Here is a 25,121-nt window from a genome sequence, read left to right as displayed (position 1 = left end):
TATTGGAAGGCAAATATATTTATTCTTCGCCAACTGTACCTGCTAGCTGCCTTTGCAGCATTGTGAAAGAAGGAGGGTAGCGAGCGTTTCTCCCGGCCGGGGATCATATTGCGCGGCAGCATCCGCATATGCCTGTTGGCCCATCATGGCCCAATCGCTGCGACGCGACCAGGCGCGTTCCAGGGTTCGCTGCAGGGACAGCGTATTCGCACCTTCCGCCAGGAAGCCATTCTCCCCATCGCGCACCCACTCGGCATGGCCGCCCACGTCGGTCATCAGCACCGGGCGTCCGCACAGCATGGCTTCCACCATGGCCAGCGGGGTGCCTTCGAGGCGCGAGGGCATTACCAACAGGTGGTTGGCGCGCCAAACAGCGCGGATGTCTGCCACCCTTCCATGAAAGGTGACGCGTTCGCTTAGGCCATAGTAAGTGCAAAGCCGCTTCAGGTACGCCTTGTCGATACCCTCCCCGTACAGGTTCAGGTGCCAGGCGCGTTCCTGCCATTGCGGCTGACGTAAAACATCAAACAGAAGATCTTGTCCTTTGTGGTTCACCAGCAGATTGGCAACGGTGCCCAATTGCACGGGTTCTTCGGCCGGCATCGGTAGGACACCGGTCTCAGAGAGGTTGATCGGGTTACGTACGACTTGGGCATTGGGTATAGAGGCTGCCAAAAAACGCTCGAGTACGTGCAGGTTGCGGGCCGATACAAACAGGTTCTTATCTGCCCTGCGGTGGCCCTCCAGAATCAGTTCCGCTTCAAAGTCATCGAAGGTGCGCAGGTATTCCCAGTTGACCTGGTTGATATTAACGAGTGGCACTTTTGAAGCGGCAATGGCCTTTAGAAAGTTGCGGTCATTCTTGAACGAATCGCAAGCGCCGGTGTAAACAAGCACATCAAACGGTAATGCCAGGAACGATTGGTAGGGATTGCGAACCTGCTCCGAGAAAAAGTTCCAGACCTTGCGGGGAGCGCGTTGCTTGAAGGGCAAACCCGGTTTAATGAAGCCTTTGCGGTAAACAATTTGTGCCCCTGCTTCGCGGAGTTGCAGGAGGCGCGGCGCAGTTCGGTCATGGCGCAGAATGGAAATATACACTTCGTGGCCTTTTTTAAGAAGCGCCAGTGCGGCCTCGGCCCAAAGTTCTTCGCTGCCGCCCCAGGGCTCGCGTACAATCGATATAAAGCCGATCTTCATGGCTTCTTGTTTTTCAGCACCAACACATTATTGAGGTACAAATTTTTGTTTCGCGGGAAAAGCCGGCTGAACAACAGAGCCAGTGGGTTGAGCGTGCAATACACCAAAGCGCGTATCGCCGAGCGTACCACAGGAATTTTCCGCACGCGGTGCAGCATGCCCTGGTCGAGCCAGATGATCCAAAGCTGGAAAAGCGCCTCGATAAAATTGCCGGTCTTTTCATAATGCACGACCTCGAACCCGTTGCGTCGGAAAAGGTCCTGGACTGCAAACGAGGTGTAGCGTGCATAGTCGGCCGGCACTTCGTGTTCCGGCATCGCAAACGGGCAGGTAAGGAGCAACTCGCCACCTGGCTTGAGTACACGCCGTAATTCCGGAACAATGCTTTCGAGGTTGAAAATGTGCTCCACGACCTCAGTCGTAAAAATGCCATCGAAATAGTTGTCGGCGAATGGCAGCGTTTTGCCGTCGTAAAGGAAGTCGGCCTTTTCTTTGGTATACGTTTCGCCTTCTCCGGCATAGTCGACGCCGATGTATTCGGCTACAGAAAAAAGGGATTCATAGGGCTTGATGCCGCAACCGAAATCGAGCAGCCGACCATTAAAGCGCGTCGCCTGTTTGCGGATCGCATTCAAAAGCCGGTTGCGGATAAGGAAGAGCGAATAATTGACCGACGGGTCGAATTGAGGTAATAGCTTTACTTTTGGCGGCATTTAGGCGTTATGAATCTGATCGACAAAGTAATAGAAAAACTAGGATACGTCCGGAAGGATGCTAAACGGGGTCCTGAGAAGGATATGGCTGCCGATCCGGATTTCATGCGTTCGCTGGCGAGCTGCCAACCTTTCACTATGACCTCGCCAGAGCGGATGTTTGCGCTAAGCCAGGCGGTGCGCTATGTGCTGCGTAACCGAATCGCTGGCGACTTTGTCGAATGCGGAGTCTGGCGCGGCGGAAGCTCTATGATGATGGCGCTCGAACTGATAGCCGCCAACGAGACACGCGATTTGTATTTATACGATACCTACGAGGGTATGTCGGAGCCGGGCGCGGAGGACGTGGACCTGAACCAGAATTCCGCAGACAAACTGCTCCTGCATTCCAAAAAATCCAATGAGAGCATTATCTGGGCCTACGCAACGCTCGCCGACGTTCGCCAGAACCTAGGAGCAACCGGCTATGATGCCAGGCATATCCATTACGTTGAGGGAAAGGTAGAAGAGACGATTCCCGCCACATTACCTGGCCCCATAGCATTGCTCCGCCTCGATACCGATTGGTACGAGTCTACCCGCCACGAGTTGCTGCACCTGTTTCCGCTGGTTGTGCCTGGCGGTGTGGTGATCATTGATGATTACGGGCACTGGCAGGGCGCGCGCAAAGCGGTAGACGAATACTTCATTCAGCATGGCTTGTTCCCGCTGCTGCACCGCATTGATTATACCGGGCGGATCTTTGTGAAACGTTAATACCAAAGCCGCGCGCCGAGGGCATCGAGGTGCAGCAGCGTGTCCTTTGAAACGGTACGGCGCTTTTCCTGCCGCATCATACGGAATATAGCGCGCCAGCCGCTAAAGAACCCACCAATTTTACTACCCGATTTTACCAGGTATTCAACCGACCAGAGCAGTGCGGTTGTCCAGAAAAAGCGCAGGGGCAGGTAACGCCAGGCCACCTTCGATTTGTTCACCCACATCATCTGGACCTTTTCCGCCTTGGGCTTCCGGCCCAGGGGCGACTCTTTATGGAGCATGATGATGGCATCGCTGTAGACGATAGAAAAACCCGCATCGAGCAATCGATAGCTCAAATCATATTCCTCCATTCCATAAAAAAAGTCTTCCGGGTAATCGCCAACGACATCCAATGCAGACCGCCTGATGGCATGCGCACCGCCCGCATAGAAGTATGTTTCAAAGAAAGACTTGTTTTTGTAGCGGTCAAATTGCTTGTGCGGAAGGGTATTGCGTTGCAGCTCGCGCGTATCGTAGTACAGCACCTTGAACGACACGATAGCCTTTGGGCGCTCGCTGCGTTGGCGCTCAAATTCTTCCAGCAGCCGGTAGAGGCAATCGCTGTTGCCCATTTCGGCGTCGTCGTCGATCATTACCAGTATGGGCGCCGTTGCGAAGCGCAGGGCATAATTACGTCCGCGGGCTACGCCGAGGTTCTCCGGTGCATCTTCATAGTGGATCGGTGCCGGGTGCTGTTCGCGGCAATAGGCCTGGACTGAACTATAGTCGCTCGTCGACGCATTGTTGACCAGTACCACTTCCTGCAGTAGACTGCCCGCGCCATCAAGGCTCATGATGTTGCGCAGCAGCGCCAGCGTGTCGTCGGGTCGGTTATATGTAATGATGATAAAGCTGATCGGCTTCAAGCGTATGTTTCGTTTGGAGTTTGTAATAGGTGGCGGTAAGTGCTGTTAAACACTTCGATGGAAAAATGTGTTTCCGCATAAGAGCGGTTCGCCAGCGCCATCCGGGCCCGCAAATCTGCGTCCTTAAGGAGATGCGCAATAGCGGCAATAGCTTCGGTTACAATCCGGCCTTCGTTGTGTGTGTCTGAAAAAATGAATCCATTGATGCCTGGTTGCACGTGCAACGGCAAGTCGCCGACTGGAGTGGACAGGATGGCGCAACCGTTGGCCATCGCCTCGATCACTACAAGTGGAAATCCTTCTGTGCTGGAGGTTAGGAGGAGTGCTGAGCTTTGAAAAAACAAATCATGGATCTGCTTCGGATCGTTGAGCGAGCCCATGCAAGCCACAACTGCTGCTGCCTGCGCGCCAGCCTCTTCGGCGCTGACGCCGATGGCGCAAAAGCGGACAGGCCATCCCAATGCTTTAACCTCCGTTGCCACCCGCACAAAGAGCGGGAACCGCTTCTCCGGACTGAAACGTCCGTTGAAAAGCACCGTGAATGGCTCGCTCGGTTTGTTCGCTACGTTTCGGTCCGGGAAGGGCACCGCGTTCGGAATATAGAAAAGCCGATCGATCAGGCTTTGGGGGATAGCGAGCTTCCGGTACAGCACGCGATGCGCTTCCAGTTTGACCTCGCTGATCTGAACGCTTTTTTCGTAGAAGGATAGGTAAGGTATGCGAATGCGTGAAAAACTGTTCAGCGAATGTACCAGGTCGATCTGTCGTATATCACTGCGCAGCCAGGAGGACAACTTGTAGGCAAAGTTGGAATGCCCGTTAAAAATAACCGGCTTGGGCCGCATGCGGTTGATCTGGGCCGCAATAAATCCGCGCATGAAAAAATTAACCGGGTATAGCCACTTGGAACCCGTGTATCGATTAAGGTCAAGGATCTGGCATCCGCTGGCTACAAAAGCATCTCGAAAGCGTTTGTCTACCGAGCAACGGGTAAACACAATGAGGCAATCGCTTCCTCCTGCTGCCGCAGCGATTTGCGCGTGTACTTTTTCAGCACCGCCTGTATGATAAAAAGGAAAGAAGAAGACGATCCGGTAAGAGGTTTTCCACGGGGCACACAATGCAGTCAACCTGCCCAGGGATACCAAGGGCCACATCAGCACGCTTTCAAGCCGTCGCTTCCAAACAAGTAAGGTATACATCAGCGCCCCTTGATTTTTCGCTTAAGTTCCTTACCCATCGCCATCAGGTAATCGAAGTACATCCGACGCCGCAGGTGGCGATCGAAGTCGTTCAGCGGTCGCTTGGACTGCACACGATGGAGGTACATTTTCTTCGTTTCGTAATTGATCAGGTACGGATTAATCCGGCGCAGGTGCTTGCTGGTGGCGGATTGCTGGTGCACCCTGTAGTACAAAAGGGTGCGCTCGATCTTGCCGAAAGCATAGCCATCGCTTAGCAACTCAAGCCAGAGTCCGTAGTCTTCAACGGCGAAACCTTTTTTCTGTTGACCTGCATCGTAGCCATATCGGCGCAGCACTTCGCCCCTCATTAAAACGGAAGAATGAGCAATGCAATTTTCAACCAGCATATGGCTGCGTATGGCAGCCGTTCCGGTTACCGACCGATCAAGAGACCAGGTGCCGCAGGGCGTGCCGCTTTCATCGATCATTTCGATAAATGCTGCCACTACGGCATGCTCCGGGTGCGCATCCAGCCAGGCAACTTCTGAAGCCAGGCGTTCGGGATGGGATATGTCGTCGGCATGCATGATTGCTATGTATTCCCCCCTGGCAGCATGCAATCCATCGTTGGTGGCTGCTACTACTCCGCCGTTCAGAGCTCGGTACAGCGGCCGTATCCGCTCGTCGGAATACGACTCGACGATCTGCCGCGAGTTGTCTGTACTGCAGTCGTCCACCAGGATCAGTTCCCAATCTGTGAAGGTTTGCCGCACGACGCTGTCGATCGCTTCTCGCAGAAAAGCGGATGCGTTGTATACGGGCATAACGACACTTACTCGGGGCATAATGGAACGGCTTCAGCGCCGGCGGGCAAAAATACGGTTTCGGAAGCGCTTCAGGGATCGAGATGCCGGAATGCTTCCAGGGTGCGGGTGGCTATGCCCTCCCAGGAAAGGCGGGTTAGAAAAGCTTTCGGAATCTCCGGACCTTTTTGCGCCAGTTCGAGTGCTTTTCCCGTAAATAACGCCCAATTGCCATCCGCCACCGTCAGAAACGCCTCCCCGCACAACCCGCGGTCAATTCCCTGCGCACCAAAGGCAAAGGAAAGCACCGGGCAACGATGCGCCAGCGCGTCGATCACCTTGGTTTGTACGCCGCCGCCGCCCAGCACGGGGTTGAGAAAAGCGTCGGTTGCGGCGTAATACGGGGCGAGTTCGGGTACTTCGCCAGCGCGGATGATGGCGGGGTGTTGCAAGGCTTCCAGGTCCTGGAAAGCCGCCGACCGGTTGCGCCCGCACACGATGATGCGGTAGGGGGTGCCGGCCGCATCGAGCCGCGGCGCAACCTCCCGGTATAAAGCCCGCAGCGCGTCGGCGTTCGGCAGGTAATCGAGCGTGGCGGCGAACAAAAACACGCGGGCGCCGCCGGGGATGTTCCAGCGCTGGCGAAGCGCCGCCACCTCTTCGGGAGCCACCGCGCGGGGCGCGTCGATGCCGTAGGGTACGATCATCGTACGCGTCTCGGTAAGGCCAAACGTTTCGAGCGCATGCCGGCGGTCGGCTTCGGTTTTGAACAGCACGAGGTCGGCCTGGCGACAGGCCCAGCGCTCGTAGGCTTTCAGCAGGCGCCAGGCGGGATGGCGCAGTCCGCGAAAGCGGCGGTATTCGATGTTGTGCTCGTGGAGCACGAGCTTTAGTCCAAAACGTTTGGCGGCGCGCACAGCGGCATAGGCGTGGTAGGGATATTCGAGCAGCAGGTGTGTTGGTGCCTCTTCCTGCACCACCCGGGCGATGTGCCGCCACACGGGCGGTCGAACCACGCTGCGCCTGCCCGGCGGCAGCTCTGGGCGCAGCCGGTAGGGAAGGGGACCATCGGGCTCGTTATCGGACGCGCAGAGGCACACCAGGGGCACTTGCTCCGCGAGGGCACGTGTGAACAGCGCCGTCCCTTTCTGCCCGCCGAAGCGGGCCGGCAAAACCTTGAACCAGACGAGGCTCAGGATCTTCATGCCGGCAGGCTTTCGCGATGGCGCGCGCGCCATTCGAGGAAGATGCCCGCCAGCAGCAGTACGATCAGCAGCACCTGGCAGATCGTGGTGATCTGGTGGCCGCGGATAAAGCCCTGCGGCTCGAAGCGGAACTCGATCTTATGGGTGCCGGCCGCGATCGGCAGGCCGCGCAGCGCATAGTCCACTTTCACGATCGGCGTTTCCTTGCCGTCCACGAAGGCCTTCCAGCCCGCTGCATAATAAATCTCGCTGAACACTGCGAACTGCGCAGCGGGTGAATTGCTGTTATAGGTGATGGCGTCGTTGTCGTTCTTTTCCAGCACGATCGTGCCCTCGCCGCTGAATTGCGTGGCCGGGCCCGCCGCATTTCGGTACGACTCCCGTATAAATGCGGTATCGCGCGGGTTGAAATGATCGAGTGCACTCATTTCCGTCTTCGCATCTTTTACAAAAGCAAGGTTCCTGACAAACCACACGGGGCCCAGGGCGCCGGTGTTTTGCTGCAGGTTGGTGGTATTGCCCGCCTGGTCTTTCTGGATGAAATACTTCACATTGAGCATGTTCACCACGGCCATGTTGCCCTTCGCCAGCTGGTTCTCGATCAGGTCCTGGTAGAGCCGCAGCTTCACAGCGTGGTAGCCGCCCACCGAGTTGTAGTGATAGGAAGCGCGGGCGTCGGCAAAGGCGTTGCCCGATACGTCGAACACACGGAAGTAGCTTTTGTCGGCCAGGATCTGTTTGTCGGCATCAGTAGTGCTGAAGGTCACTTCGCCGGCGCTGTCTTCAATGAACGAATCGCCGTTGATGTATTTGTGGTCGATGGGCAGCAGGTCGACCAGGGTCAGCAGCGCGAAGCCCGCGAACACCAGCACCGGCTGAAGGGTGCGCTTGATGAGCAGCCATACGAGCGCCGCCGCGGCGATGCCGAAGCCCAGGGCGCGGAAGATGTCGCCGAGAAAGAGCGACTGGCGGTCGGCTTTCAGCGCGGCGAAATACTGGCGGACGCCTTCGGCCTGCTGCGGGTTTTGCAGCGCCGAAGCCATTTCGCTCTTGTCGTTTTCACCCATGAAGTCGACCCCGAAATAAATAAGGAAGAACAAGACGAAGAGTGCGCCGATACCGATCAGTCCCTGCTTCAGCCGGGGCTTCAGCACCGCGAAGTCGGTGGTTGCCAGCTTGTCGAGCGTCAGCACGGCCATAAAGGGGAAGAGCAGCTGCGGGATCACCAGGATCATCGACGGCGCCCGGAACTTGTTGTACATCGGCAGGTGCTCGTACAGAAAGGTGTTGAAGCCGAGGAAGCTCGAACCCCAGGACATCAGGATGGCGATCACCGTGGCTGCGAGCACCCACCAGCGATGGCGGTTGTCGAGGATGAAGAAGCCAAGCAGGGCGAGCAGGCTGACCACGATGCCCACGTAGGGAGGGCCCGAGGTGACGCCCAGGTTGCCCCAGTAGTAGGAAATGCCCTGTGCCGCCTGGCCGCGTTCGCTGAGGAACTCCGCGGTCTTGGATTTTTCTTCGTCCATCACCGGCCGTGCGCCGGGGCTGCCGCTCGGCGTGTTGGCGCCAAAGGCGTGCGGCAGGAACATCGTTACCGGCTCTGCGAGGCCCAAGCTGTACGAAAAGGCATAGTCCTTGGTCAGGCCTTCGGCGGCATCGCCCTGCTTGGTGCCGGTGATCTCGGACGCCGTGCCGCGGATCGTTTCTTTCTGGTATTCGTAGGTGGACAGGATCATCACCGCGTTGACGAGCAGGCCGATGCCGCCGGCCACCAGCGTAAGGCCCAGCGCTTTGAAGAGATGGATGTATTGCTTTTCGAGGATCCAGCGAACGGCAAAAAACAGGGTCATGATGCCGAGCGTGAGGAACAGGTAGTAGTCGATCTGCGGGTGGTTCATGGCCACCAGCACCGAGGTGAAAAGCGCGGTCAGTCCGGCCCCGAGCCAGTAGCGCCGGTTGAAGATGAGCAGGATGCTGCCCAGCAGCGCGGGCATATAGGCGATGGACCACATCTTGGTGTCATGGCCCACACTGATGATCACCGGGTTATAGGTAGCATAGGCGAAGGAAAGGGAACCGAAGATCCCGATCCAGGGGTTGATGCGCAGGCAAAGGCAAAGAATGTAAAAGCACAGGCAGGCGAGGAAGAAGAACTGGATCGGTGCCGGCAGGTAAAGGGTCAGGATGCCGTGTACGAGCCAGGGCACGAAGTTGTTGCCCGGCGAGCCGATCTGGAAGGCGGGCATCCCGCTGAACATGCTGTTGGTCCACAGCGGCAGCTTGCCGTGCGTTTCTTTATAGAGCTCGCTTTGATGGATCGAACCTTTCCACTGGGTGACGTCGTGCTGGCTCAGCACCATTCCCTGGAGGGCCGGCTTGCAATAGAGAACAGCCACGATCAGGAAAACAACAACGGCAACCAGGTGGGGAAGGAGTTTGGACAGGAGCCCTTTCTTCATAGCTATGGTTTAAAATCTGGGCAAATTAAGATTATTTTACACCAAATCCCGGTATGCGTCTGACGCTTTTTTTGAGCCGTGTGGCCTTTATCTGCAACGTTTTTTTCCTGCTGATGCTCTTGCTGCGCCTCGGTCTTCCGGCCCGCAGCGAAGCACTCGCATCGACCATCGCGATTGCCGGTTACTTCCTCGTGCTGCTGTTCAACCCGCTGGCCAACCTGCTTTGCGGCCTGTTGCTGCTGCGGCGACGGCTGCTCCCGGCGGTGCCGCGCTGGCTGGCGCTCAGTAACTTCATCTTCCTTCTATTACAAGTACAATACATCCTTTACATCAATGGGACCTTCACTGCTTAAAGACAAACCCACGCGGCTGCTGCTCGGCATGGCCGCCTTTTTCGTAGCCAACGCGCTCATCGCCGAAAGCATCGGCACGAAGATCTTTTCCCTCGAAAAGCTGCTGGGCATTCCGCCGGCCAACTTCACGCTCTTCGGGCAAAGCGGCATGGCCTTCAACCTCACCTGCGGCGTGCTGCTGTGGCCGCTTGAGTTCGTCATGACCGATATCGTGAACGAATACTACGGCCCGCGCGCGGTGCGGCGGATCTCCTATACGGCCGTGGCCCTCATAGCGTACGCCTTCCTGATGTATTTCCTCGCCATCGGCGTGCCGCCGGCCGACTTCTGGATCGGCACCGGCAAAACGATGGGCATCGACAACATGCAAAACGCGTTCAACGGCGTCTTCGGCCAGGGCATGCGCATCATACTCGGCTCGATCGTGGCTTTCCTCGTCAGCCAGCTGGTGGATGTATACGTATTCCACCGCATCAAGAAGATCACCGGCGGCAAGCACATCTGGCTGAGGGCCACGGGCTCCACGATCGTGTCGCAGCTCATCGACTCTTACATCGTGCTTTTCATTGCATTCAGTGGCGTATTCAGCTGGCAGATGATCCTGGCCATCGGCATGATGAACTACTGCTACAAGTTCCTGATGGCGCTTGTGCTCACCCCCGTAATAATACTGGTGGAGAAACGCATCGACCGCTATTTCGGAAAGGAAACCTCAGAACGCATGAAGCGCATGGCCGCGGGCGAATCCGAGGATAATATAGAGTTTCCTGTAGCCGGGTAATAACCGGTTGATCAGAGAAGCGGGTAATGAATTGATGCGATTCGCTCCGAGTGAGTCGCATCGATCGGCACGACGTTCTTCGATTATTGTATTCACCTATTAATGTATTAACCGGTTAACTGGTTAACTGATTCCGGAACACCTCCGCCGCCACTTTATCGATGGGCAGGGTAACGCTTTCTTCGGAAAACTCGTGGAAGGGTATAAAGCGAAAGGATTCGCATTGCTGCTCGGCGGCATAGCGCGCCAGCTGGCTCTCATCGAAGTCGAAGGGTTTTGTGTTGAGGCGCACGCGGATCGGCTCCAGCGCTTCGGCGAGGTAGTAAATGGAAATGATCTGGTGCCCGGGGTGGTAGGCCGATTGCTGGTAAAAGTCGGTGGTATAGAGGTGTGCGCCCACTTCCACGCGGAGGTTCATCTCCTCGAGAAACTCGCGGGCGAGGCAATCGCGCGTGCCCTCGCCGAACTCGAGGCCGCCGCCGGGAAACTTGGTGATCCGCATGCCGCGGATCCACTCGTCGGTTACCAGCACCTCGCGGGCCTCGTTCAAAAGTAGACCGTATACACGGACGTTGAAACTACCCATAGGGAAAATTTAGATTTCAGATTCCGGATCTCAGATTCCAGGTCCGTACATTATCGGGATACCGCTTAACTGAATCTGAAATCAAAGATCTGAAATCAGACATCCATTTCGATGGTTCCCTCAAACACGCGCTGCGCAGGGCCGATGAGCCAGATTTCGGTATAGTGGTTGCCGTTCTTGTCGTACTCCACGGCGAGGTGGCCGCCCTTGGTACGCACTTCCACGCGGTTGAAGCCGTTCTCGTTGTGAGCGCATACGAGGGCCGCGGCCGTTACGCCGGTGCCGCAGGAAAGGGTCTCGTCTTCCACGCCGCGCTCGTAGGTGCGCACGATGATCTCGTCGTCCTGGTTCGTTTGCTCCACGAAGTTGACGTTGATGCCTTCCTTTACATACGCAGGACTATTGCGGATCTCGCGGCCGATGCGCACCATGTCTTTATGCATTACGTCGGTAGTGAGGTGCACGAAGTGGGGCGAGCCGGTGTCAAGTACGAAATCGTTGCCCTCGTGCTGAATCTGCGTAACATCCTGCATCTTCAGGGCTACCAGCCCGTCGAGCTCGATGGAGGCTTCGTGAGGACCGTCTGCTGCCAGAAAGCGGTAGTCGGTCTGCACGAGGCCCATGTCGGCGGCGAACTTCACCAGGCAACGGCCGCCGTTGCCGCACATGGAGGAGGGGCGACCGTCGGCGTTGAAGTAGATCATTTCGAAGTCGTAGTCGGGGTGCTTGCTGAGCAGCATGAGCCCGTCGCCCCCGACGCCGAAGCGGCGGTCGCAGAGGCGGCGCACCGTTTCCTCCGACTCGCGGCTGCCGTCCGCGAGCTTGTTATAGCGGCCGTCGCGGTTGTCGAACAGCACAAAGTCGTTTCCGGTGCCCTGGTATTTGTAAAAGGTTTGTTTCATGTTCGTCAGGCGTGAAGCGTCAAGCGTGCGGCGGTTGCGAAAAGCAGGGTTTGTTAACGGTTCACGCCTCACGCCACACGATATCAGGGCAAGTTACTGAGAATCCCGAGTCCATTCACGATCAGTCGTTCCACGAGCGCGCCGCCGTCCTGGGAAAATTGCTTGTCCACACGGTTGGCCACGATGGCGCTCAGCGACAGGCAGTGGTGGCCCAGCAGGCGGCCGAGGCCGTAGATCGCCGAGGTTTCCATCTCGAAGTTGGAGATGAAGTGGTTGCCGAAGCGGAACTCCGTCAGGCGGTCGATAAGCGACGGGTTGCGGATGCCGAGGCGCAGCACGCGTCCCTGCGGACCGTAGAAACCCGGGCAGGTTACGGTGATGCCTGAGTACCAGCCTTCGCCGGCAAAATGCTTGAGCAGGGAAGGGGCGGCGGCACTGATATAGGGGTTGGTCGTATTGCTGTTGAGTCCCGTATGCGTGATAAAGGATTGCAGCAGCTGGTTTTCCTCGGGGTTTTGCTCGAGGCGGTAATAGTTGAGCAGGTTATCGAGGCCGAGGGCGTGGGTGGAGGCCACGAACGTGTCAACGGGGATGTGGCGCTGCAGCGAGCCCGAGGTGCCCATCCGCACGATGTTCAGCGCGGTGAGTTGCGGCTTGATCGTCCGGGTGGCGAAGTCGATGTTCACCAGCGCGTCGAGCTCGTTGAAAACGATGTCGATATTGTCGGGGCCGATGCCCGTGGATACCACCGAGAGGCGCTTGTTGCCGATGTAGCCGGTATGCGTAACAAACTCGCGGTGCTCGGCGCGGTACTCGATGCGGTCGAAGTGCTTGCTCACCTCTTTTACTCGGAAGGGGTCGCCCACGGTGATGATCGTTTCGGCCAGCTCTTCGGGGCGCAGGTCGAGGTGATAAATGGCGCCGCGGCTGTTGATAATGAGTTCGGATTCGGCAATGGGCTGCATGGATGGTCCTTTTTTAAAAAATTGATTCTGTAGGTATTAATTGGGTAAAAATATCTATTTTCGCGGCCTGCCCAACGGTAATCTTTACCGCTGTAACCGGTACCATGGCCGAGTGGCTAGGCTCAGCTCTGCAAAAGCTGCTACAGCAGTTCGAATCTGCTTGGTACCTCTCAAAAAAATCCGGTTTTGCCGGATTTTTTGCTGTCATGTATATGCTGACACCGGAAGAAAAAGCCTTTGTAGACTACTGGGCGGTGCAACGCCTTCGCCGCAAGTCGATCGCCTCGCGTATTTCGTCGGGGCTGCCCCTGAGCGTGCTCATCGTGGTGGTGCTCTTCGTGAGCATCTTCACCGGCTGGTACGAGCGGGCCACGGCGGTATTACGCACCCATTCCTCGGTGATCCTCGTGGTCATCCTCGCCGCCATCGGCATCGTTCTGTTTATGAGCTATTTCACGGCGCAGCACGAGTGGGACCAGAACGAAGAACGCTACCAGGTGCTGCGCGCCCGCGACGGGCAGGGCTCCGACATCAAATCTTAAAACACGTGTACAACGATCAATTGGTTCCTATGAAAAAAATGACCGGCGCCTTCCTGGCGCTCCTGCTGCTGGCCACCGCCTGTAAGAAGAAAGACGACGGCTGCAGCTACGATGCCTGCGCCACCGTGGCCCCGCAGGCGGAAATCAGCGCGGTGCAGTCCTACATCTCGCAGAACAGCATCACCGGCGCGGCGCGCCATTGCAGCGGCGCCTGGTACAAGATCCTCGACCCCGGCACCGGCGCTTCCGCCAACTCCTGCTCCACTGTGACGGCCACCTACCGCGGCACCTTCACCAACGGCAACCAGTTCGACGCCGGCACCGCCACCTTCTCGCTCAGCCAGGTGATCAAGGGCTGGACCAACCTGGTGCCCCTCGTCAAGACCGGCGGCCGCATCCAGATGTTCATCCCGCCGTCGCTCGCCTACGGAGCCGCCGACTACAACGGCATCCCGGGCGGATCGATCCTGGTGTTCGACGTAACCCTCGACGCCGTACAATAACGCAAAAGCCGTGCAACGGCACCCCCGCAAAAGTTGTCCTTTCCAAAAGTGCACCATATGAAAAAGACCCTGGCCGCCGGCGCGGCGGTAGTGCTCCTCGCCACCACGTCCTGCCTCAAAGCCAAAGACACCGGCTGCAATTACGACGAGTGCCGCTCGGCCTACGCACCGCAGAGCGAGCTCGACTTCCTCGATACCTTACTTACCAACCAGGGGATCCAGGCCACTGAACACTGCACGGGCGGCTTCTTCCAGGTGGTGAACCCCGGCACCGGCGCTTCGATCGACCCCTGCTCCAACGTCAACGTAGTGTCGCAAGGCTGGGTCATCGGCGGCAACCGCTTCGACAGCACGCAATACGGCAATATCGACCTCAAGGAGGTGATCGCCGGCTGGCGCGCGCTGCTGCCCAAGATCAAGGTGGGCGGCGAGATCAACATCTACCTGCCACCGACCATGGCCTATGGCGCTTCCGGCTACCAGAACGTTCCCGCGAACTCGTACTTGCATTTTAACATCCGGCTTACAGGCGTAAATCTGTAAACAGGGCAATGCGACGCGCTTTGCAATACCTTTGACAAAAGGAGAAGGACCTGTGGCACACGAAGCGATTTCGGTATTCGATATGTTCAAGATCGGCATCGGCCCGTCGAGCTCGCATACGCTGGGCCCCTGGCGGGCTGCGCAGCGGTTCACCGACGCGCTGCGGGCACAGGGCCGCCTTGAAGCGGTGCGCAGCCTCCGTGTGCTGCTGTACGGCTCGCTGGCCAAGACCGGTAAGGGCCATGGCACCGATGTGGCCGTGCTCCTCGGCCTCGCGGGCGAAGACCCCGTCACGGTCCCGGTGGCCTCGCTCGACGGCAAGATCGCCGACATCGGGGCGGCCCGCCGGCTGACGCTGGCCGGCACCTTTGCCATCGACTTCGACCCGGCTACCGACATCGAGTTCCTCATGACCGAGTCGCTACCCTTTCACCCCAACGCCCTTTCGTTCCTCGCCACCTTCGCCGACGGTACCGCGCTGTCGGATACCTACTATTCCATCGGAGGCGGCTTCGTGGTGAAAGAAGGCGAAACGCAAGGCAAGGCGGCGGTACAGCTGCCCTTCCCGATCAACACGGCCGACGACCTGCTGCACTGGTGCCGCAAGACCGGCCTGACCATCAACGAGGTGGTAGCCGAAAACGAAAGCGCCTGGCGCCCCGAGGCCGACACCCGTGCCGGCGTGCTGCGCATCTGGCAGGTGATGCAGGAATGCGTGTACCGCGGCTGCCAGACCGAGGGAACGCTGCCCGGCGGCCTCAATGTAAAACGCCGTGCCGCCGGACTTGCCGGCCGCCTCCTGCACGGACAAACCTTCGACTCTTACGACGCCTGGATCGAAGCGATCCGGGGCGGCGGGAATCATTTTCAATACATCCTCGACTGGGTGAGCTGCTTCGCACTTGCCGTCAACGAGGAAAATGCCTCTTTCAGCCGCGTGGTGACGGCGCCCACGAACGGCGCTGCCGGCGTAATCCCCGCCGTGTTGCATTATTACAGAGTATTCTTCCCCGACGTTACCGACGACAAGGTCGTACAGTTCCTGCTGACGGCCTCCGAGATCGGTTCCATCTTCAAAAAAGGTGCGACCATCTCCGCAGCGATGGGCGGCTGCCAGGCCGAGATCGGCGTGTCGAGTTCGATGGCCGCCGGAGCGCTTACGGAGGCCCTCGGCGGATCGCAGCGGCAGGCGCTGATGGCTGCGGAGATCGCCATGGAGCACCACCTGGGCATGACCTGCGACCCCATTGCGGGCCTCGTGCAGGTGCCCTGCATCGAGCGCAACACGATGGGCGCCATCAAGGCAATCACGGCGTCGCAGCTGGCACTGCAAAGCGCCCCCGACTACGCCAAGGTATCGCTCGACGCCGTCGTGGACACCATGTGGGCCACCGCGCTCGACATGAACAGCAAATACAAGGAAACTGCCGAAGGCGGACTCGCCATCAACATCCCGCTGAGCCTCAGCGAATGCTAGGAACTGCGAGGTTGGTAAATTGGTTTATTAGTTTATTGGTTAATTGGTATGCGTGCGCGCTGCCAACGAAAAACCCTCCGGGTGGAGGGTTTCACTTTTTCGTCCCAATGAGACATCCAATAGCAGACATCAGACTTCTTTTTTATTGTTCCCGCAGGGTGCCCGTGATGCTGGTGGTCCAGGACTGGCCGTTGTTACCCGACATCGCGATGTTGCAGAACTGCGCCTGCAGCTTGCCGTTAACGTGGCTGATGTAAATGTTCTGGCCATCGGTGTTGCCCTGGAAATAAATGCTCTGGGCGATGGCGCTGATGTGAATGCGGTCGGTGTAGGGATCGTTCTGCACCTGGTCGGTGGTCACTTTGTAGATGCCGTCCACCGGCTCTCTGTCGCGCCAGTAGGGGTTGAACTGAAGCTCGACGCTGCCGCTCGACGAATTGGCATTCAGTACTTTCAGGCTGAGCGAATTGAGCGTCTTGCGCACGCTGGTGATCGGCGACGTGCCCATATTGCTGTAGCTGATGCTGTTGAGGGCTTGGTTGCAGGGTGCCGTGCCCTGGGGCAACGTCACGTTTACATAAATACTATCAACCTTCTCGCAGCCCTGGTTCATGGACTGCAGGCGCACGTAATACCAGCCGGCGCTGCCCAGGTTGACGTTGGTGCGGTCGATCGACGTATGTCCCTGGTCGGAAAAGTTGCCGGGACCCCACCAGGTGATGTACACGAAGTCGTTGTCGAACTGCTGGTCGCGGATGCGCAGCGACAGGTCGCCGCCGGCCACCACGGTTGCATTGCCGCTGATGCGGTTGGCCCGCAGGCTGTCGCACACGCTGCGACCGTCGCCATCGCCGCCGAGGTCGATGGTGTGTTCACACGAAGCAAAGAGCGCCATCAGGGGCAGCGCCAGGAGAAGCCATTTTTTGTTCATACGGTTGGTTTTTGATTATTTCTTTTTCTCGAAGAGGATCTTCTTGTTGTTGAATGCATACACGGCGTCCAGCAGGCCGAGGAGGTTCGGCCAGTTGGCTGCCGGCTCGAAGGCTTTGTTGAAGCTGCGCGTGACGCTGATCTTCACGTTCTTTTCGTCGGTGCTGGCCCTGGCCACGAAAGAACCCGATTCGTTGGTTACATTGGTGGCGAGCTCCTCCACACCTTTGGCCGTGTAGCCCTCGGGAATGGCGATATTGATGTCGAACGTGAAGGTACGGGCGCTGAACATATACACGTCCAGGCTGCGGCTGCGCTCCTTTTCATCCACCTTTGTAAACTTCCCGATCAGCTTGCCGGCGTCTACGATATAGTTGTTGCCGGCCTTTTTCACGAAGTTGTCCATCGTGAACGAAGAGCGGTACACGAAAGAAGGAGAAGAGTTGAGCAGGCCATGGTCGCCGATCTCGTAGCTCGTTACTTCCTTCGGCTCTTCCTCGTATTGCTCCTTGATCTCCGCCTTGAAATATTTTTTCCAGTCGTTACGCTCCTTGGTGAAGGCCGCCGTGAAGTCTGGAACGAGCTTCGCGCTCGTTTTGTTGGCGCTCAGGCTTTCCATATGCGTCTTTTCCGACAGGGCTTTCGAAAGCACTTTGTCGATGTCTTCGGACAGCAGCAGGCGCTTTTGCTCGCTGCCGCGGTAAGCGCCGGTGAGCGAGCAGCTGCGGTCGATCTGCAGCAATTGCCCGTTCGAAGGAGCCAGTTGCACGCGGATAGTTTCAGTGGTGGTATTGTCTGCCGCGGTCGTTACCGGAAGGCTGCCGGCGGTTCCGTCGGTGAAAGAAAACGCGCGGCGGCCCTTCTCGGCGCGGATCGCAATGTATTCCTCGCCCTGGAAGCGCACCGGGATCTCGTTGAAACGCGTCGTGACGTCATCGAAGGCCATGTAATAGTTTTTGCCGTCGATGGCTACCCGGATGACGGCATCCATGTCGCCGAGCTTGAGCACATTCTGCAGGCTCTGCTCATTGCGCGAGCACAGCAGCAACAGGTCGTGGTCGAGGTCGAGGTCCTGCAGGTAGTAGCTCATATAGAGGGCGTTCTGCAGGCTGTTGGCGCGGCTGTATTTCACGTCCTGGCTCACGTCGATGGTCTGGCGGTTGAAGACGTCCAGCTTCTGCCAGCGCCAGTAGTCGAACAGCACTTTCACCACGGAGTCTTTCGGAAGGTCGCGCATTTTTTTCTTGCCGCCCAGGTACTCGTAGGCGAGGCGCTGCGGCGTAAAGTCGGCGCTGACGCGCATCTGCGCGATCGCGCCACGGTAGAAGTCGGCCAGCTTGAAGGCCATCGTTCCCTTGTGCAGCGTACCGGCCTTGTAATCCGAATAAGGGCTTTCATACCGGCCCACGATCTTGTATTGCAGGATCACGTAGGGCCACTGGCGGTACGGAGAGGTCCACATGCTGCTCTTGAACTTGGCGAGGTTGCGGGCCTCGAGCTTCAGCACGAGGTCGCCGTCGTCGGTGGTACTGTGCTTCAGTTCGGGTGCGCCGTTTGCTGAAATGTATTGCACACCGGCCTTCTCATCGAGCTGCAGGCGCACGTTGATGTACAGCATCGGGTAGTCGCCGCCCATCACAAACGTAAAAGGACCCTGCTCGTCGTCGTTGTTTTCTTTCATCTCCTCCACGTCGATGTAATAGTCGAGGATGTCGCCGACCTGCAGGTCGGAAATGGCGAGCTTGCCCTCCTGGCGGGTCTTCTCGTCTTTGGTCAGCACCTCTTCGGCGGTGTTTACGATCACCTCTTTGCCGTCGCCTTTGATGATCTTGGCGCCGATATAGGTTTCCATCGTGTTGTACAACTTGGAGAAGCCGAAACGCGTGGAGTTGTCCAGCTTTTTGCGGTACTCGATTGTGGAGAATTCGTTGAGCGCGTTCTTATCGTTGATCTTCACGCGCTCGTGGTACACGGTGCGGTACAGGTTGCGGCGCGCTACGTTGAAGCCGATGCCTACCCACTTGAAGCGTGACTTGGAGGAGTTCGTGATGTCGAAGGCGCGGGCGATGATCACGGCGCTCTCGTTGCTCATGTCGGCCGGCAAGTTGGTGACCTTGAACTCGGCGGTGGCTTTGCCCCAGATATCCTGGCGCACTTCTTCGGCGCGCGCTTTATAGCGTTCGGCGTCTTTTTGTCCGTGGGCGCAAAGTGCCAGTCCGGAAAGGACCAGGCAGGCGATGAATTGTTTCATTGGGTATTATTTGGCGGTAAGTACGATCTGTTCGTTGTAGGCCTTGGCCAGCTGCTCGATGTCGGCGTTCCACTGCGAAAAGCGCACGCGTGCCAGGCGGGGATTCTTGATGATGATGTTTTTGCGGTACAGCACCTTGCCGGGCTGCTGCTGGTAAGAGATCTCGAAATCGTAATCGGCATTCTTCACCGAAAGGTTCGCCGGCACCGACGTTACCGTGTAACCGGCCGGTACGTTCAGCGTCACTTCGCGGAGTGTCTGCCCCTTGAAGTCGAACCAGTAGTCGTATACGCGCTCGGGTGTGAACGTAAAGGCACCGTACTCCTTGCGGAAGTCGAGTGCGACGTAATACTCCTTTCCGAAGTTGCTGACGGCGTTGCGGAAGCTGAGGTCGTAGCTGACGCTCAGCTTGCCGTCGAATTGCTCGAGGCCCGAGCTGTTCAGGTTCTGGATGCTGTATTCCTTGTTGTTGTCGGAAAGGAAACGCATGAAAGCCTCCTTCGACTGGTCTTTTTTGATGTTGTGCAGCTGCGACAGGATCCCTTCACGCTCTTCGCCCGACCAGGACTGCGATACTTTTCCCGACAGATCGGTGCCCGAGAGGGTCAGCTCGCTCTTCGAGGCGTCGATGTTTTGCTGCCAGCTGGTGGCGGGAATGCGGGTCAGGAGGTAGTCGTCGCCGGCCTCCACCAGCACCTGGCGGCCCTGGATGCGCTCGGCGTATTCGTCAAAGGCGCTGTAGGTTTCAGTGGCGTCGAGGAAGACCATCTTGCCGTTCCAGTTGAGCGCGCAGATCATGTGGTTGTCTACGCTCATGCTGGGTGTGGAATAATCGTAGGCAATGTGGTTGGTGCCGATCCAGCAAAGGCGTGCGTCGTAGCCAAGGCTGCGCAGCAACTCCTTGGTGAGGTGGGCCATGCCCTTGCAGTCGCCGTATTTGCGGCGCAGCACTTCGTGCGCTTTTTCGGGACGAAAGCCGGCGATGCCGTCTTCGAAGGCGATGTAGCGGATGTTGTTCTGCACCCAATAGTACACCGCCCGGATCTTGTCGGCGTCGCTCGTTTTGCCGGCGATGATCTCACGGGCCTTCGCACCGACCACGGCGGTGTCGTTCTGCACCGACTGTACGAGGCTGCGGTACCAACCATACTGGTCCTTCACCGTGCTGAAATAGGTGATCGGCGTTTCGGCCGGCGCCGCCGACTTGGCCAGCACCAGCAGGTGCGGGTAGAGGTACGAAGGGCCGGGGCTATTGGACTCATGCTCCTGCGCGGGCGCGTTGCTGAGCGTATATAGGTAAATGTCGGCGTCGCTCTTGCTGTCGTATTCGGTCCGGGTGGTCACCGAGAAGCCGGCAAAATTCAGGGGCTTCAACTCCACCTTCATCCAGCGGGGCACCTTTACAAACACTTGTTTGGTGCCGACCGTATAGCGGTCGGTGAGGTAAATGGAGGTGAAGTAGCGCGGATCGGTGATGGTCTTTTGAACGCGCACTTCGGCCAGGGCGCCCTGCTTTTGGAGCGGCAATTCAAAATAACAGGTGCGTGCGTCGGAGTAAAAGATGTCGTCTACCGAATAGTAGCCGTAGGCCGGGCTCAGGTTCTTCTGGGCCTTGCCGTCCACCCAGGCTTCCACGTTGTCGATGGAGGTTTCGTTGTCGTACAGTTCCATCACCGGCACCGTGGTGCGGAAGGAGTTGCAGCGATAGGTGGTCTGCAGGTCCTGGCGGATCTCCACGCGCCCGGCTTTTTTGTTGTATACAAATTCGTAGACCTCGCGCGCCGACTGGATCACGATGTTGGAGTCGCTCTTTTCGGATGCCTGGCAGGCGCTTGCGGCCAGCAGAAGCACCGGGAGCAGTAGTAGCCCGTTCCTCATGCAGTAAGTGTGGTTATGGTCGCAAATATAAAGACATTTTGGCATGTATCTCCGCCCTCCCGGCAGCTGCCTTTTGTGTCTTAGCCGGCGGCCAGCGTCATGGTCGTCCGCGCATTGGCGAGTGCCGCCGCTTCGGCGGTATTATTGAAATAAAGGTAGGCTTTACGGGCCAGCGGGTCGGTTTTGATCAACTCCACGATCCGCGCGATGTACGCATCATCGTACCCGGAGAAATACAGTTTCGGAACACCGTGAAAGCGGTAATAGATCAGCGGCGCGTTGGAGATGAGGTCGGGCGAGAGGCCCGGATAGGAAACGCCGCAAAAGGTGACGCCTTCGCGGTACAGGCGGTCATAAACCGATGGTTTCCACCAGCTCGGGTGGCGGAATTCGATGACGTTGTTGAACTCGGTGGATAGCTGCGCCAGCATGGCGTTGAGCAGCTCCGGGTCGTAAGCCAGGGAGGGCGGCAGCTGGAAGAGCAGGCAGCCCAGTTTTTCCTGCAGGCCATCGGCGGCAGCCGTGTAAAAGGCGTGCAGCAGGTCGGCGGTGTCGGCAAAACGCTGCACGTGCGTGATCTGTTGCCACACCTTCAGCGTAATCTGGAAGCCGGGCGGCGTGCGGGCGTACCAGCCCTCGAGGGTGCGCAGCCCGGGCGGCCGGTAAAAAGTATTGTTGATCTCGATCGTGTTGAAGTGCTGGCTGTAGTACTCCAGCCAGCGGCTCTTCGCAAGGCCCTTCGGGTAAAAGACCTCTTTCCAGCTGTCGTAGTGAAAGCCGGAGCAACCAATGTACCATTGCAACGCCCCCTGTCCCCCGAAGGGGTCGATGGGGTTCATTTGTCCTTCTTTAGCTGGCATTTCGCTTTTCAAACTGCAAAACAAAGGCCCGGATCACCAGGCAATCCGGGCCTTTGTTTTTATCATTTGTTTCCGCGGTTGTTGTGCCCCCTTCGGGGGTTAGGGGGCAGGCAGCCAGAGGTTCTGCACATGCCCCGCCAGCTCCACCAGCTTTTTGAACGTATCGGGCTTCGTAACGAAGCAGTTGGCGCCGAGGTTATAGCAATGGCTTTTATCGCGGTCGGACGAGGAGGTGGTGAACACAACGATAGGGATGCGGTGAAATTCGTCGTGCATCTTTATTTCGCGCAGGGCCTCGCGGCCGTCTTTGCCCGGCATATTGAGGTCGAGCATGATCAGCGAAGGCAGGTTGTCGGCCTTGCGGGCGGCCAGGGCGTCGATCAGGGCGTCGCCGTTTTCCTGGAAGCCGTATTCGTCGCCGTCGCGGCTGGCGGCAAAAGCGTCTCGCAGGATCTCACGGTCATCGGCATCATCGTCTACGATCCAGATCTCGTAGGGTTTCCTCATACGGGTAAAATTAAGGTAAAGACAGCTCCCTCTTCGGGAGTGCCGGTTGCATAGATCGTGCCGCCGTGGTGTTCGGCGATTTTTTTCACGATGGCGAGCCCGATGCCGTTGCCTTCATACTCGCTGCGGCCGTGCAGGCGCTGGAAGATCTGGAAGATCTTGCTGGCGTACTCGGGTTCGAAGCCAATGCCGTTGTCGGTGAATTCGAGCTCCAGGTACGAGTGCGCCTTGGCCACGCCCGCGGGCACCTCGTCGGGGCGGCGGTAGCGGTAACGGATACGGATGACCGGGGGCACGTCTTCGCGGGCAAACTTGATCGAATTGCTCAGCAGGTTCTGAAACAACTGCCGGAACTGCGAAGGCACCACGTTGGCCACGGGCAGGGGCTCTTCCACTTCAATACGGGCGCCCCGCTGCTCGATCTTATGCTCGAGGGCGGCGAGGGCGTCGCTGAGCAGGCTTTGCAGGCTCGTTTCCTCGAAAGAACGGTTGCCCGAGATCCGCGATACCGAAAGCAGGTCGTCGATCATGGCCTGCATCCGCTGCGAGGCGTCTACCACTTTACGCAGGTAGATCATTCCGTCTTCGGTGAGGCGGTCCATCTGCGAGGCTACCAGGCGGTCGCCGAAGGTGGAGATCTTGCGCAGCGGCTCTTTGAGGTCGTGCGAGGCCACGTAGGCGAACTCCTCCAGCGAGGCGTTGCTCTGCTCGAGCTGGAAGGCATTCTGCAGCAGCGTGCGCTCCATTTCCTTGCGCCGGTTGATGTCGAGGGCGGCGCCGAGGATCTGCTGCACGCGGCCGTCGCCGTCTTTGCGGAATACGATCTCGCGGGCGAGGAGCCAGTACCAGCTGCCGTCTTTCTTCCGCAGGCGGCATTCATACTGCATCATCGATTCGTGGTATTGAAAGCGGCTGTCGCTGCCGGCCCGCTCGGGCAGCAGCGGACGGTCGTCTGGGTGATAGAGTTCGGATACTTCCTCGGGCGTCATTGCCAGCACTTCCTCGGGCGTATAACCGAGCACGTAAAAGATCTCGCGGTTGAGGTAGTGAAAGCGGCCGCTGCCGATGTCGAACACATACAGCACTGTCGGCGAGGCGTCGGCGATCTGCTGGATGAAATATTCCTGTTCTTCGATCTTGTGTTGCGCCTCCATCTGCGACGTGATGTCGAGGCTGATGTTGAGCACGTGCTCCACCTGGCCCTGCTCGTTGCGGTCGAACACGGTTCCGAAGGTCTGGAGCCAGCGCCAGGAGCCGTTCTTATGGCGTGCCCGGTACCGGAATTCGGCTACGGGCTCCGAAAGCGGGTGGGCATTGGCTTCTTCGAGGATGCGGCTGTTGCGGGTCCGCAGCGTTTCGCGGTCATCGGGGTGCACGAGGCTGCTTACGAACGGAAACCCGCCGTCGTAGACCTCGAAGGGCCGGTAGCCCAGGATCTTTTCCATGCCCTCGCTTACGAACGTGTATTGCCCTGTATGGATGTTGTAGGAGGAAATGATCGAAGGGGTGGCATCGGCAAGCTTGCGCAGGAAATTCTGGTTTTCCTTGAGCGCCTGCTCGGTACTGTGCTGGTCGGTGATGTCTTTTTCGGTGCCGTATACCTGCAGCAGGGTGCCGTCGGGGGCACGGCGCGCGCGCGCCAGCGAGTGGAGCACGCGCAGGGTGCCATCGGGGCGCAGGATGCGGAAAACGTGATCTTCCGAATCATCGGGGAATCCTTTTTCGAGGCTTTCAGTGACCCGTGCCCGGTCGGCGGGATGTACCAGCGAAAGGAAGCGGTCGAGGGTAACTTCTTCTGCCTGCGGCTCGAGGCCGTAAATGCGGTAGAGATTATCGGTCCACGACAGCTTGCCGCTGGAAGGCTCCCAGCACCAGTTGCCCATTTGCGCCAGCTCCTCGGCCTGCTGGTAGAGGCGCTCATTTTCCTGGGCGCGCTCGTGAAGCAGCTCCCGGTCGGTAATATCGAGCACGGTGCCGCTGATGGTGGCGGGGGCGCCATTCTGGTAATGCACCTTCCCGCGCGACCAGAGGTAGCGGAGCCCGTGGCTGTTTTGGTAGCGGAATTCGCTGTTGAAAAAACCCGTCTGCAGCGAGGCCCGCAGCTCGTCTTCCACGCGCTCGCGGTCGTCGGGGTGCACGTGGCGGAGGAAGGCCGGCGCGTCGTCGTCCACTTCCAGGATGCGCGACAGCTCGGGCGTTACCGTAGACCGTCCGGTCTTCACGTCCCACACGTACGAGCCGATATGGGCGATGGCCTGCGCTTCCAGCAATTGCGCCTCGCGATGTTGCAGGTGTTCCTGCATGATCCGGTTAAAGACGGTCATTACCTCGGTGCTGTGCTGCAGGTGAAACCGGTCGATGTCGTCCACCACTTGGAGCATTTGGGCACTGTCCACGCAATACGGCTGGAGAAAATGGAGGAAGGATTTTTTGCGGATGTAATTGAGCTTGATGATGTCTTCGGCCACGAGGTCGTAGCGATCGAAGGGAAAGTCGTTGCGCAGCCAGTGACGGATGCTGAGGTCGATCCATTCGGCGGCGCGGTTGTCGGCAAGCAGGGTCAGTTGCTCGTGGGTGTAGAGGCGCAGCAGCGACAGCTGCGTGTCGGGGTCGAGGTGGGCGAGTTGTTGCAACAGGGGCAGCGATTCCTCCTGCGCCAGCTGCCGCTGCAACTGAATGAGCTCGTCAAGCCGGTGGGTAAGGAGGTACTGCGCAAAGGCAGGCAGGTGGTCCAGGTCGAGCGAAGGCTTATCAGTTTCAGTTTGTGAATGCACGAGCGTTCATTTAGTGAGGCGGAGGCACGTTAAGGCTC

The 25,121-nt window shown here is 58.2% G+C and carries 23 protein-coding genes and 1 tRNA gene; 8 read left to right on the top strand and 16 right to left on the bottom strand.

What is annotated here, in order from left to right:
- Positions 1-42: 42 nt before the first annotated feature.
- Entirely contained in the window at positions 43-1,197 is a 1,155-nt protein-coding gene (locus E0486_RS02000) for a glycosyltransferase family 4 protein (RefSeq protein ID WP_131850467.1), read from the bottom strand.
- Positions 1,194-1,832, bottom strand: a complete 639-nt coding sequence (locus tag E0486_RS01995; RefSeq protein ID WP_165917158.1) for a class I SAM-dependent methyltransferase — start codon at positions 1,830-1,832, stop codon at positions 1,194-1,196. Before E0486_RS01995 ends, E0486_RS02000 begins: the two co-directional genes overlap by 4 nt.
- A gap of 87 nt (positions 1,833-1,919) precedes the next feature.
- On the opposite strand from E0486_RS01995, the gene E0486_RS01990 reads away from it, so the two are divergent.
- Positions 1,920-2,666 carry a TylF/MycF/NovP-related O-methyltransferase gene (locus E0486_RS01990; RefSeq protein WP_131850465.1) on the top strand — a complete coding sequence of 249 codons (747 nt, stop codon included), beginning with the start codon at positions 1,920-1,922 and terminating at the stop codon, positions 2,664-2,666.
- On the opposite strand, the gene E0486_RS01985 is transcribed toward E0486_RS01990, so the two are convergent.
- Genes E0486_RS01985 through E0486_RS01965 form a run of 5 tightly spaced genes read right to left on the bottom strand, consistent with a single transcriptional unit; the run spans position 2,663 to position 9,231 of the window.
- The gene (locus E0486_RS01985; protein ID WP_165917157.1) at positions 2,663-3,577 is read right to left on the bottom strand and encodes a glycosyltransferase family 2 protein; all 915 of its coding nucleotides are present in this window, start codon (positions 3,575-3,577) and stop codon (positions 2,663-2,665) included. The two genes, E0486_RS01990 and E0486_RS01985, sit on opposite strands and share 4 nt — an antisense overlap.
- Positions 3,574-4,779 carry a glycosyltransferase family 4 protein gene (locus E0486_RS01980; RefSeq protein ID WP_131850463.1) on the bottom strand — a complete coding sequence of 402 codons (1,206 nt, stop codon included), beginning with the start codon at positions 4,777-4,779 and terminating at the stop codon, positions 3,574-3,576. The genes E0486_RS01985 and E0486_RS01980 overlap by 4 nt, the downstream gene beginning before the upstream one ends.
- Positions 4,779-5,606, bottom strand: a complete 828-nt coding sequence (locus tag E0486_RS01975; RefSeq protein ID WP_131850462.1) for a glycosyltransferase family 2 protein — start codon at positions 5,604-5,606, stop codon at positions 4,779-4,781. Before E0486_RS01975 ends, E0486_RS01980 begins: the two co-directional genes overlap by 1 nt.
- Positions 5,607-5,656: 50 nt before the next feature.
- The gene (locus E0486_RS01970) at positions 5,657-6,769 is read right to left on the bottom strand and encodes a glycosyltransferase family 4 protein (RefSeq protein WP_165917155.1); all 1,113 of its coding nucleotides are present in this window, start codon (positions 6,767-6,769) and stop codon (positions 5,657-5,659) included.
- Complete coding sequence (locus E0486_RS01965; protein WP_131850460.1) at positions 6,766-9,231, bottom strand: YfhO family protein; 2,466 nt, start codon at positions 9,229-9,231, stop codon at positions 6,766-6,768. The genes E0486_RS01970 and E0486_RS01965 overlap by 4 nt, the downstream gene beginning before the upstream one ends.
- Positions 9,232-9,284: 53 nt before the next feature.
- Here E0486_RS01965 and E0486_RS01960 point away from each other — a divergent pair, with 53 nt between their 5' ends.
- Positions 9,285-9,584, top strand: coding sequence for a hypothetical protein (locus E0486_RS01960; protein ID WP_131850459.1), 300 nt, complete (start codon positions 9,285-9,287; stop codon positions 9,582-9,584).
- Positions 9,565-10,365, top strand: coding sequence for a queuosine precursor transporter (locus E0486_RS01955; protein WP_131850458.1), 801 nt, complete (start codon positions 9,565-9,567; stop codon positions 10,363-10,365). The genes E0486_RS01960 and E0486_RS01955 overlap by 20 nt, the downstream gene beginning before the upstream one ends.
- A gap of 115 nt (positions 10,366-10,480) precedes the next feature.
- On the opposite strand, the gene E0486_RS01950 is transcribed toward E0486_RS01955, so the two are convergent.
- The 3 genes from E0486_RS01950 to E0486_RS01940 form a co-directional block, all read right to left on the bottom strand.
- Positions 10,481-10,951, bottom strand: coding sequence for an NUDIX hydrolase (locus E0486_RS01950; protein ID WP_131850457.1), 471 nt, complete (start codon positions 10,949-10,951; stop codon positions 10,481-10,483).
- A gap of 95 nt (positions 10,952-11,046) precedes the next feature.
- A complete protein-coding gene (gene dapF / locus E0486_RS01945) occupies positions 11,047-11,853 on the bottom strand; it encodes a diaminopimelate epimerase (protein ID WP_131850456.1) in 807 nt (268 codons plus the stop codon).
- 83 nt (positions 11,854-11,936) lie between these two features.
- Positions 11,937-12,818: a nucleoside phosphorylase gene (locus tag E0486_RS01940; RefSeq protein WP_131850455.1), complete on the bottom strand. Its 882-nt coding sequence runs from the start codon at positions 12,816-12,818 to the stop codon at positions 11,937-11,939.
- A gap of 98 nt (positions 12,819-12,916) precedes the next feature.
- Between E0486_RS01940 and E0486_RS01935 the strand changes: the two genes are divergently transcribed.
- From E0486_RS01935 to E0486_RS01915, 5 genes are all read left to right on the top strand, one after another.
- Positions 12,917-12,987: transfer RNA gene (locus E0486_RS01935), tRNA-Cys, on the top strand.
- 37 nt (positions 12,988-13,024) lie between these two features.
- Entirely contained in the window at positions 13,025-13,360 is a 336-nt protein-coding gene (locus E0486_RS01930) for a hypothetical protein (RefSeq protein ID WP_131850454.1), read from the top strand.
- A 29-nt stretch (positions 13,361-13,389) separates the two neighbouring features.
- On the top strand, positions 13,390-13,863 hold the full coding sequence (locus tag E0486_RS01925; RefSeq protein WP_131850453.1) for an FKBP-type peptidyl-prolyl cis-trans isomerase: 474 nt from the start codon (positions 13,390-13,392) through the stop codon (positions 13,861-13,863).
- Between the two features lie 57 nt (positions 13,864-13,920).
- Complete coding sequence (locus E0486_RS01920) at positions 13,921-14,406, top strand: FKBP-type peptidyl-prolyl cis-trans isomerase (protein WP_131850452.1); 486 nt, start codon at positions 13,921-13,923, stop codon at positions 14,404-14,406.
- A 52-nt stretch (positions 14,407-14,458) separates the two neighbouring features.
- A complete protein-coding gene (locus tag E0486_RS01915; RefSeq protein WP_131850451.1) occupies positions 14,459-15,883 on the top strand; it encodes an L-serine ammonia-lyase in 1,425 nt (474 codons plus the stop codon).
- A gap of 142 nt (positions 15,884-16,025) precedes the next feature.
- Here the strand turns inward: E0486_RS01915 and E0486_RS01910 are convergent, their stop codons facing one another.
- The 6 genes from E0486_RS01910 to E0486_RS01885 all read right to left on the bottom strand — a co-directional run bounded on the left by E0486_RS01910 (position 16,026) and on the right by E0486_RS01885 (position 25,083).
- Positions 16,026-16,814: a hypothetical protein gene (locus E0486_RS01910; protein ID WP_131850450.1), complete on the bottom strand. Its 789-nt coding sequence runs from the start codon at positions 16,812-16,814 to the stop codon at positions 16,026-16,028.
- Positions 16,815-16,829: 15 nt separating this feature from the next.
- Positions 16,830-19,064 (bottom strand): DUF3857 domain-containing protein, encoded by a 2,235-nt coding sequence (locus tag E0486_RS01905; protein ID WP_131850449.1) that lies wholly within the window; start codon positions 19,062-19,064, stop codon positions 16,830-16,832.
- Between the two features lie 6 nt (positions 19,065-19,070).
- Positions 19,071-20,942, bottom strand: a complete 1,872-nt coding sequence (locus E0486_RS01900; protein ID WP_165917154.1) for a transglutaminase-like domain-containing protein — start codon at positions 20,940-20,942, stop codon at positions 19,071-19,073.
- 80 nt (positions 20,943-21,022) lie between these two features.
- Entirely contained in the window at positions 21,023-21,781 is a 759-nt protein-coding gene (locus tag E0486_RS01895; RefSeq protein WP_165917153.1) for a DUF72 domain-containing protein, read from the bottom strand.
- Between the two features lie 120 nt (positions 21,782-21,901).
- On the bottom strand, positions 21,902-22,309 hold the full coding sequence (locus tag E0486_RS01890; protein ID WP_131850446.1) for a response regulator: 408 nt from the start codon (positions 22,307-22,309) through the stop codon (positions 21,902-21,904).
- Entirely contained in the window at positions 22,306-25,083 is a 2,778-nt protein-coding gene (locus E0486_RS01885) for a PAS domain-containing protein (protein ID WP_131850445.1), read from the bottom strand. The genes E0486_RS01890 and E0486_RS01885 overlap by 4 nt, the downstream gene beginning before the upstream one ends.
- Between the last annotated feature and the right edge of the window lie 38 nt (positions 25,084-25,121).

The organism is Flaviaesturariibacter aridisoli (genome assembly GCF_004343705.1).
GTDB classification, from domain to species: domain Bacteria; phylum Bacteroidota; class Bacteroidia; order Chitinophagales; family Chitinophagaceae; genus Flavisolibacter; species Flavisolibacter aridisoli.
Note: the sequence above shows the minus strand (reverse complement) of the source record. Positions and strands in the feature narration are given on the sequence as shown.